Origin of the sequence: Streptomyces boncukensis (genome assembly GCF_011045075.1) — a bacterium.
Classification (GTDB): domain Bacteria; phylum Actinomycetota; class Actinomycetes; order Streptomycetales; family Streptomycetaceae; genus Streptomyces; species Streptomyces boncukensis.
Genome location: NZ_JAAKZZ010000407.1, coordinates 1 through 6,898 on the forward strand (window position 1 = coordinate 1; position 6,898 = coordinate 6,898).

Sequence of the window (6,898 nt, forward strand, 5' to 3'; positions counted from 1 at the left end):
GACGGCCCCACCGCGGCGGACCGGTCCCTCCGGCGGGGGTCACTTGGACTCCAGCCGTCCCAGGGGGTGGGCGCCGGTGAGGACGGACCGGGCCGTCTCCCAGTCGCTGTGGTCGATCCCGGTGACGTGCCGCAGGTACGCGAGAGTGGCCTGCTGGACGAGAGCGACACGATCGGGGTCCTCGTCGGTGGTCTCCGCAGCTCCGTAGCCGGAGATGCCGCCGAGGAAGTGCTCACCGCCGTAGACGGTGAGCAGGCTCTTGTTGCCGCGGCTGAGGGTGTAGGGGTCGCTCGTCCAGGACGGCCCCCGGGTGGAGAGCGGGAGGTCGTCCTTGTCCCCGGCGACGACCAGCCCGGGGGCGGTGGTGTGGGAGAAGTCCGGGTCCCGCAGCCACGGGAGGTTCTCGTGGGCGAAGGGGGTCAGGTCGTCGCCGCCCCTGCCGGCGGTCGCCAGCTGGACGCTGGCCATGACCCGGGGGTCGGACAGGTCCTCGGCGACGCCGGTCTGCGGGTCCTTGACGCGCAGGCCCACCAGTATGCCCGCGGTCTGACCGCCGAAGGAGTGCCCCGCGGCGACGACGCGGCTGCGGTCGGCCCGGCCGGCCAGGCCCGGCACGGAGGACTCCAGGGTCTCCAGCTCGTCCAGGATGTGCCGCATGTCCTGCACGCGGTAGCGCCACAGCCCGGGCCTGCGGGGATCGTCCGCGGGGGCGGCGAGGCGCTTGGAGTCGAGGTGGGTGGGCTGAAGGACCACGAAGCCGTGGGTAGCCCAGTGGTCGGCCAGCGGGGCGTAGCCGTCCAGGTCCGAGCCGAAGCCGTGCGCGAACAGCACGATCGGCAGGCTGCTGCCGGTGACCGGGGCGGAGACGCGTACGTGCAGGTCCGCGCCCCGGTGCGGGGCGGGCAGCACGAGCGGCTTGACCGCTATGGCCGGCGTGGGCGCGGGGCCGGTGAGACCGGTCGTCCGGTACGGGGTCATGCGCTGACACCTTCCAGGGGTGGTGCGTGCGGTGGATCGGGCGCCGCCGCAGGGGCCGTCGAGCCGACGCCGCCGGGACCGCGGGGATCAGCGTCGCTCCCGGCGGTGGAGGAGCCCCCTGCGGAAGCTCACGGCGGTTACGCTAAAAGGTGACGTTGACGTCAAAGGCAAGTAGTTGTGACGCGGGACACAGGGACACGGGGACACAGGGACACGGGATGGGAATGCGCATCGGGGAGCTCGCCCGCCGGACCGGAGTCACCACCCGGGCCCTGCGGTACTACGAGGAGCAGGGCCTGCTCGCCCCCGAGCGCAGCGACAGCGGTCAGCGCCGCTATGCGGAAGCCGCGGTCGACCGGGTCCGCGTGATCCGGGAGCTGCTCTCCGCCGGCCTGTCCAGCAAGACCATCGCCGAGCTCACCCCCTGCGTCATCGACGGCAGGGCCACGCCCGAACTTCTCGACCGCCTGGCCGTGGAGCGCGACCGCATCGGCCGGCACCTCGCGGACCTCGCCCGCACCCGGGACAGGCTCGACTCGGTCATCGCCGGCGCCGCCGCCACCCTGCACACCGGCGCCCCCTGCCGACAGGACACCGCGGCCTGACCGCCCCGGCCACGGCACCAGGGCCCTTCTGACGGTCCGAAGGAGGGTCCCTAGCGGGTGCGCTCCCTCTCGTCCGCCGCTCCTCCGGCGCCCGTCAGGCCCGTCGGAACGGGGCCGTGCCCCTCCAGCCGCGCGGCGACCCGCCGCATCTCCCGCCGGCCCAGCGGACCGCCGACCGCCGCCGGAAGCGCGCCGCGCACCGCCTGCATGCCGCGCAGCCACCACTGCCCGTACACATGGGCCGAGCGGCGCTCGACGCCCTGCACGATGCGGTCGGCGGTGGGGCCGAGGGGGTAGGTGCGGTTCGTGGGCCAGGGGAGGCGGCGCCGTACGTCGCGCATCACCTCGTCCTCGTCCGCGCCGCGCACCATGTCCGTGTCCGTCCAGCTCAGATAGCCGACGCCGACCCGGACGCCGCGGTGGCCGACCTCGGCGCGCAGGCTGTGCGCGTACGCCTCGACGCCCGCCTTCGAGGCGCAGTACGCCGTCATCATCGGCGCCGGGGTGAGCGCCGCGAGGGAGGCGATCTGCAGGAGGTAGCCGCGCGACTCGACGAGGACGGGCAGGAAGGCGCGGCCCGTCACCGCGCTGCCGACCAGGTTCACCTCGATCACCCGGCGCCAGGTGACCGGGTCGGAGTCGAGGAACGGGCCGCCCGTCGCCACGCCCGCGTTGGCGACCGCGATGTCCACCTTGCCGAACCGGTCCTTGGCCTCGCGGGCGACGCGCGCCATCACCTCGTGGTCGGTGACGTCCGCGTGCCAGTACTCCGCGTCGGCCTCGGAGTCGGCGCGCAGCCGTACGGCGAGGTGCTTGAGCTCCTCCGGCTCCAGCCCGACCAGCGCCACGGAGGCGCCCCGCGCCGCCAGTTTGCGCGCCAGCAGCGCGCCGAGCCCGCGGGCCGCGCCCGTGACGACGGCGACCTGGCCCTCCAGTCCGACCCGGCTCATGCGCTCGCCTCCCGTGTCCGGTCCTCCGCTTGCGGATGTTCTGGTCGCAGATGGTCTCGTACGAGGTCGGCCAGTACCGCGCTCACCGTGTCCGGTTCTTCCAGCGGTGTCATATGGCCGCGTCCCGGCAGCTCGTGCAGGCCCGTGCAGTGCGGCAGCAGGGCGGCGAGCCGGCGCGCGTGCGGGAGGGGGGTGAGCCGGTCCGCCGTCCCGGCGACGACGGCGGTCGGCGCGTCCAGGAGCGGCACCTTCGCGGACAGGTCGAGTTCGGCGAGCACCCCGCCCCACGCGGCGCGGGTGCCGGTCGGGCAGGCGTGCACGATCCGCGCCGTCGCCTCGGCGGTCTCCCGGCGCGGGCGCGGCCCGAGCGTGCCGTACGCCAGCGCCCTACGGGACAGCGGCGTGACCGGGCCGAGCGGGGTGTGTGCGCCCAGCAGCAGCCGGTGCGCGGCGGCGCGGGCACGCTCGGAGCGCAGCGGTATGACGCGGGCCTCAGCGCTCAGCTGCCGGGCTCCGGTGCTGCACAGCAGCAGCGCGGCGGCGTGCTCGCGCAGCGGGCGCCGGCCCGCCGCCGCCATCAGCGTCATGCCGCCCATGGAGTGGCCGCCGACGACGGCCCGCTCGCCCGGCTCCAGCGCCGTCTCCAGCACGGCGCACAGGTCGTCGGCGAGCATGGCGGTGCTGTACGCGTACGGGGCGGCCGCCGCCGGGCTGCGGCCGTGCCCGCGCTGGTCGTACGTCACGACCCGCAGTCCGCCCGCGGTCAGCGTGCGCACGACGGGGGCCCAGAACGCGGTGCTGCACGTCCAGCCGTGGGCGAGGACGACGGCGGGAGCGGAGTCGCTGCCGTGGACCTCGACGGGGATGCGGGTGCCGTCACCGGAGCGCGCGGTCAGCTCGCGCGCGGGGGCGGTCGGCGCGTAGGCGCCGCGGAGGCGGGGGGCCCGCGCGCGCCCCGGGGCACGGGCCGGCATCACGCGTCCTCTCCCTGGTGGAAGGCCGCGGTGGCCGCGCCCCTGCTCACCGTCCCGGCGAGGGCGGGGGCCCGGCCGGGCGGGCCCGGGGCCGTGCGCAGCACCTCGTACTCCTCCAGCCACACCTCTTTCGTGATCTTCCGGAACTCCGCGGTGGTGCCCGGCCAGACGGCCACCGGGCGGCCCAGCGCGTCCAGGTACCAGCTCGTGCAGCCGGTCTGCCACACGCTGCGCCCGATGCGCTCGCGGAGCCGGGTGTTGAAGCGCCGCTGCGCTTCGGGGCGCACGTCGAGCGCGGCGCGGGCGCCGTCCGGGCCGCCGAGGGTGTCGAGCTTGCGGAGGTAGTCGACGATGTAGTTGAGCTGGGACTCGATGATCAGGAGCATGGAGCTGGTGCCGAGGCCGGTGTTGGGGCCGATGACGAAGAGGAAGTTGGGGAACCCGGCGGTGGCGGTGCCGCGCAGCGCGTTCATGCCCTCCTCGGCCCAGGACTCCGCGAGCGTCTCGCCATTGGCGCCCTTCACGAGGTGGGCGACCGGCATGTCCGACACATGGAAGCCGCTGCAGAACACGATGGCGTCGACCTCGGCCTCCCGGCCGTCGGCGGACACCAGCGTGTTGCCGCGGATCTCCCGCAGCCCCGAGTCGATCACGTCGGTGTTCGGCTGGGCGAGCGCGGGATAGTAGTCGTCGGACAGCAGGGTGCGCTTGCAGCCGACGCGGTAGTCCGGCGTGAGCTTGCGGCGCAGCTCGGGGTCCTTGACGGCGCGCCGCATATGCGCGGCCGACAGCTTCTCCACCGCCGCCAGCAGCCGGGGGTGGTTGGCGAACACCTGGGTCTCCAGCTCGTGCACGCTCCAGTGGAAGAAGCGGCGCAGCTTCTGGGTGCTGGGCAGCGTGCTGTGCAGCCACTTCTCCACGCCGGTGATGGGCCGGTCGTTGCGCGGCAGCACCCAGGCCGGGGACCGCTGGAAGACGGTGAGCCGGCCGACGGCCGGCTGGACGGCGGGGATGACCTGGATCGCCGACGCGCCGGTGCCGATGACGGCGACGCGCTTGCCGCGCAGATCGTAGTCGTGGTCCCAGGCGGCGGAGTGGAAGACCTTGCCCTCGAAGGTGTCGAGCCCCGGCACATCCGGGAGCCGGGGCTCGGACAGCGGCCCGGTGGCGGAGACGACGACGTCGGCGGTGACCTCGCCGCGCGAGGTCTCGACGCGCCAGCGCAGCTCCTCGGCGTCCCACGCCATCCGCTGGACCTCGGTACGCAGCAGCAGGTGCTGGCGCAGTCCGAAGACGTCCGCGACCCGCTCCAGATAGTCGCGGATCTCGTGCTGCGGCGAGAAGGCTCGCGGCCAGCGCGGGTTGGGCGCGAAGGAGAACGAGTAGAGATGGGAGGGGATGTCGCAGGCGCACCCGGGATAGGTGTTGTCGTGCCAGGTGCCGCCCACGGCCTCCCGGCGCTCCAGGACCACGAAGTCGGTCACGCCCGCGCGGCGCAGCCGCACCGCGGCGCCGAGGCCGCCGAACCCGGAGCCGACCACCGCCACTCGTACGTGTGAGGGCAGTGCGCCCATGCCGCACGCCCCGCCGTCCCGCTCGTTGTCCCGCTCGGCCGCCGTCTCCATGCTGCCGCCTCCCGCTGTCCGAGGATGAGGGCCTGAACGTGCCAGTAATCACTGGCACGGTTGGAGCGTAGGACAGCGACGTACTCGTGGGTAGGGGCGCGACCGGAAAAGTTACCGCCGGTTGCACCATGGGGCGGCTCAGCCGAGGCGCCCCGCAGGGGCGCGCTCGGCCGGCGGGCACCGCCTACGCTGGCCGGGTGACGAAGGCGAAGGCGAAGGCGAACGAGAGCGGGGAACCCGGAGCGCACCGGGCCCCCCGGGAGTACCGCGCGGCGGAACTCGCCGAGGCGGCCGGCATCACCCCGCGCACCCTCCGCTTCTACCGCGAGCGCAAACTGCTGCCGCCGCCCCGCCGCGAGGGCCGGGTCGCCTGGTACGACGAACACCACCTGGCCCGGCTGCGCACCATCGCGGCCCTGCTCGCGCGCGGCCACACCCTGGGCGGCATCGCCGACCTCCTGGACGCCTTCGAGAAGGGCCGCGACCGCCACTCGGCGGCCGAGCTCCTGGGCCTGGGCGACATCACGACCCCGTTCGCCGAGGAGACCCCGGTCCGCCTCACCCCCGAGCAGCTCGCCGACTACTTCGGCGGCGAGGTCACCGTCGACAACCTCGCCGCCTCCCTCGACATCGGCTATGTCGCCATCGACGGCGACGAGTTCGTCCATGTGAGCCGCCGCCTCCTGGAGGCTTCGGCGGAGCTGGTGGCCAAGGGCGTCCCGCTCGCCGAGGTGCTCGCGGCGGGCCGCCGGCTGCGCGACCAGACGGACGCCATCGCCACCACGTTCGCCCGCCTCTTCCGCAGCCACCTCCTCCCGGGCACCGACCCCGCCGACCCGGCGGCGGTCACCGGGCTCCTCGAACGCGTCCGCCCGCTCGCCAAGTCCGTCGTCGAGGCCGAGCTGGGCCTCGCGCTGGACCGCCAGGTCCGCGCGGAACTGGCCGAGTGGGGACGGGGGCCGGAGCAGGCGACACAGGAGAACCCGGCGACGTAGCAGGACCCGGCCGGAAGGGGGGCGCCAAAGGGTTGACGTATGTCATGCCCATGCTTACTTTCGGGTAAGTTACTGCTGGTAAATGACCAGCGGTCATATGGCACACGGCATCATATGGAGGTAGCCGCATGCCCCACCTCTCACGTTTCCTCCGATCAACCCCCGCCAAGGCCGCAGGCGTGCTCGTGAGCGCGCTGACCGTGGCCGCCCTGACGGCAGCCCCGGCCAGCGCCGCCGAGGGCAGCATCGACGGCACCATCGGCGCGGAAGGCAGATCGTGCACCTGGACCGACGGCGTCACCAGCGACACGGCGCCCAACGACCTCACGGTGGACCGCTCGACCATCAACACGCCCGGCGGCAACCTGAGCTGCCAGGACGTCGAGGCGACACTGAACAACGACCCGACCGTGTCGTTCGACGACAACGCCGGCACGGCGACCGCCGACCTGCTGGACATCTCGGTCACGGTGCTCGGCGTGAACTGCCGCTACCAGGCGACAGACCTGAGCGTGCAGCGCGACGGCGACAGCCGCAGCTACGCGGGCAGCGCCGATGTGCCGCTGCACGAGGGCAGCTTCCTCTGCCCGGACCCCGCCTCGGTGGACGCCTCGTTCACGTTCCACTGACCGCGGACCGCTGAACGCTGAACGCTGACCAGCCGATCCGCCGATCCGCCGGTCCGCCGGTCCGCTGATCAGCGCCGGCCGGCACGGGGCCGGGATCCGCACCAGATCCCCGCCGGCCTCGTGCACGCCCGCCCCCCGCTCC

Annotated in this window: 7 protein-coding genes; 3 read left to right on the top strand and 4 right to left on the bottom strand. The window is 73.9% G+C overall.

Features of this window, described 5'->3' with window-relative positions; translation table 11 throughout:
• Window positions 1-39 precede the first annotated feature (39 nt).
• On the bottom strand, window positions 40-978 hold the full coding sequence (locus G5C65_RS28135; protein WP_165301832.1) for an alpha/beta hydrolase family protein: 939 nt from the start codon (window positions 976-978) through the stop codon (window positions 40-42).
• Between the two features lie 224 nt (window positions 979-1,202).
• On the opposite strand from G5C65_RS28135, the gene G5C65_RS28140 reads away from it, so the two are divergent.
• On the top strand, window positions 1,203-1,583 hold the full coding sequence (locus G5C65_RS28140; protein ID WP_165301837.1) for a MerR family transcriptional regulator: 381 nt from the start codon (window positions 1,203-1,205) through the stop codon (window positions 1,581-1,583).
• A 50-nt stretch (window positions 1,584-1,633) separates the two neighbouring features.
• Here the strand turns inward: G5C65_RS28140 and G5C65_RS28145 are convergent, their stop codons facing one another.
• Genes G5C65_RS28145 through G5C65_RS28155 form a run of 3 tightly spaced genes read right to left on the bottom strand, consistent with a single transcriptional unit; the run spans window position 1,634 to window position 5,081 of the window.
• Window positions 1,634-2,533 carry an SDR family oxidoreductase gene (locus G5C65_RS28145; RefSeq protein ID WP_165301833.1) on the bottom strand — a complete coding sequence of 300 codons (900 nt, stop codon included), beginning with the start codon at window positions 2,531-2,533 and terminating at the stop codon, window positions 1,634-1,636.
• Window positions 2,530-3,507, bottom strand: coding sequence for an alpha/beta fold hydrolase (locus tag G5C65_RS28150; protein WP_165301834.1), 978 nt, complete (start codon window positions 3,505-3,507; stop codon window positions 2,530-2,532). The genes G5C65_RS28145 and G5C65_RS28150 overlap by 4 nt, the downstream gene beginning before the upstream one ends.
• On the bottom strand, window positions 3,507-5,081 hold the full coding sequence (locus tag G5C65_RS28155; RefSeq protein ID WP_165301838.1) for a flavin-containing monooxygenase: 1,575 nt from the start codon (window positions 5,079-5,081) through the stop codon (window positions 3,507-3,509). The genes G5C65_RS28150 and G5C65_RS28155 overlap by 1 nt, the downstream gene beginning before the upstream one ends.
• Before the next feature lie 248 nt (window positions 5,082-5,329).
• On the opposite strand from G5C65_RS28155, the gene G5C65_RS28160 reads away from it, so the two are divergent.
• A complete protein-coding gene (locus G5C65_RS28160; RefSeq protein WP_338146707.1) occupies window positions 5,330-6,127 on the top strand; it encodes a MerR family transcriptional regulator in 798 nt (265 codons plus the stop codon).
• Window positions 6,128-6,255: 128 nt separating this feature from the next.
• Window positions 6,256-6,756, top strand: a complete 501-nt coding sequence (locus G5C65_RS28165; protein WP_165301836.1) for a hypothetical protein — start codon at window positions 6,256-6,258, stop codon at window positions 6,754-6,756.
• Window positions 6,757-6,898: the final 142 nt, after the last annotated feature.